Origin of the sequence: Paenalicyclobacillus ferrooxydans, from assembly GCF_001399675.1 — a bacterium.
GTDB classification, from domain to species: domain Bacteria; phylum Bacillota; class Bacilli; order Alicyclobacillales; family Alicyclobacillaceae; genus Alicyclobacillus_B; species Alicyclobacillus_B ferrooxydans.
In genome coordinates this window covers 1-1,782 of sequence record NZ_LJCO01000023.1, presented here as the reverse complement: position 1 = coordinate 1,782, position 1,782 = coordinate 1, and the positions used below count along the sequence as shown (strand labels likewise).

General features: G+C 48.4%; 1 protein-coding gene. It reads right to left on the bottom strand.

Annotated features, from left to right (window positions below; genetic code table 11):
• Positions 1 to 395: 395 nt before the first annotated feature.
• Positions 396 to 1,673: an IS110 family RNA-guided transposase gene (locus tag AN477_RS05355; RefSeq protein WP_054968150.1), complete on the bottom strand. Its 1,278-nt coding sequence runs from the start codon at positions 1,671 to 1,673 to the stop codon at positions 396 to 398.
• Positions 1,674 to 1,782 lie beyond the last annotated feature (109 nt).

Below are 1,782 nucleotides of genomic sequence, written 5' to 3'. Positions count from 1 at the left end.
CTCCCTCGTGGAATAAGGTTTTTCTCACGAATGCTCGCTCATTCGCAGGATTTCATTGTCCTGTTCAAGTAGGATTAAGAAGGAACGGTTAATTAGGCTAAACTCTAGGCGTTTGAGGGCATGTGGGAACAGAAGGTGCGGTGCGATTTCACAGCATCTTCCAAAACGTTTCTCTACTGCACGCTTTCCTCCACAAGGTCCTCGGGATTCACTCTCCCAAATCTCGACGGGTCTAAGCCCTTACATTCCTTCGTCCTATCTATCCAAGGTGTGGAGTCCGATCAACGTTATTGGAATGGGTCTAAGCCCTTAAGTCCCACATTCTCGGTACCCCGTGCTTTCTTTGTGAAATCCTGCGAATGAGCCAACCTACGTGTCCGGGCGTAATTGGATATTTAAGCTGCTAACGGGAATTGAGCCTTGTCTAGGTTGAATTCTTCTCCTGTCCTTGCCATGGCTACGAGCATGCGAGCCAGCTTTCCGATTAGTTTCATCATGGATTGCATCTTCGTCATACGCTTCACTTCAATGTTGTGAGCATGCAGGGCTTGAAATGCTTGGTTATATGACAACAGGTGAAAGACAGTAAAATACAAATGCTTGCGTAGTAGAGAATTGCCCCGTTTCGTGAGCTTAATCTGACCCTTGTATTTACCAGAGGATCGTTCTGCTAAGTTCAATCCGGCTTTTCGTAGTAGCTGATTTCCGTGTGACAACTTACTGAGGTCACCGCCAAAGGCGAGGATAGCAGCGGTTGCTGGAATAGATGCACCGATAGACCGAACGAGCTCGGAGCCAGGAATCTCGGGCAGTATCTTCTCAATCATCTCGTCAGCCTCATCAACGATCCTCTGTACCCTCTCATACTCGTCCACCAGATGCGTCAGTTCCCATTTGTCTTCTTCCAAGGCAAAAGTATCGCCAACACTATGTCTGGCTAACTCAAGAAGCTCAATCGCTTTACGCTTTCCACGAACGCCGCCAGGTCTGGACATGTACTCACCCCAGATTTCCACCATGCGTTCCGGTGTTAGTTTCAATACGTCGGACGGAGTAGGGAACCGGCGTAGTGTGGCTAAAGAACGGGTGCTGAAGAGATCCTCGAAGGCTTGTCTGTATTCAGGGAAACGGATGTCCAACCACCGATGGATTCGGTTCTCAATACGCCCACGTTCGACCACCCAGTGCTCTCTGTTTGTGACAACGACTCGAATTCTACGGAACGCTTCTTCTTTTGGCGAAAAGGGAATGTAGTACCCGCGGCTGACTGCGTCAGCGATGATGAGTGCGTCCTTTGGGTCGTTCTTAGAGGGAGAATTATCCCTGTTCTCTTTGTTGCGTTTGGTCGTCATGGGATTGACCAGCACGACGTCGATACCCTGGTTCACGAGCCAGTTAGCGAGATTGAACCAGTAATGCCCCGTACTCTCCATACCAACAATTACGTCGTCCATGTCGTGAGCCTTCTGCAACTTACGAATCGTCTGCCCCAAATGCTCGAAGCCGGAGCGGTCATTTGAAAACATAACAGGTCGATTGTTGAGTACAATTCCTCTAAAGTTGATAGCCTGTGCAGCGTGTTTCTCCTTTGCTATGTCTATTCCAATGACGAGCGTTGTGGTGGTAATTCGTTCTACCCGTTGATTCTGAGCTTTAACCAGTCTAGACTTCATATTAGCGCCTCCTACATGAGTTCTTTAGGGCAATGACCCGGCACACACTCATCGTAGCGAGGCTCTATTATTTCTACAAACCCTATTCACTAACGTATACAGGAATGTT

What these genes read in the sequence shown, in the direction of transcription:
- AN477_RS05355 (WP_054968150.1), bottom strand. Translation starts at nt 1,673, where the DNA reads ATGAAGTCTAGACTGGTTAAAGCTCAGAATCAACGGGTAGAACGAATT.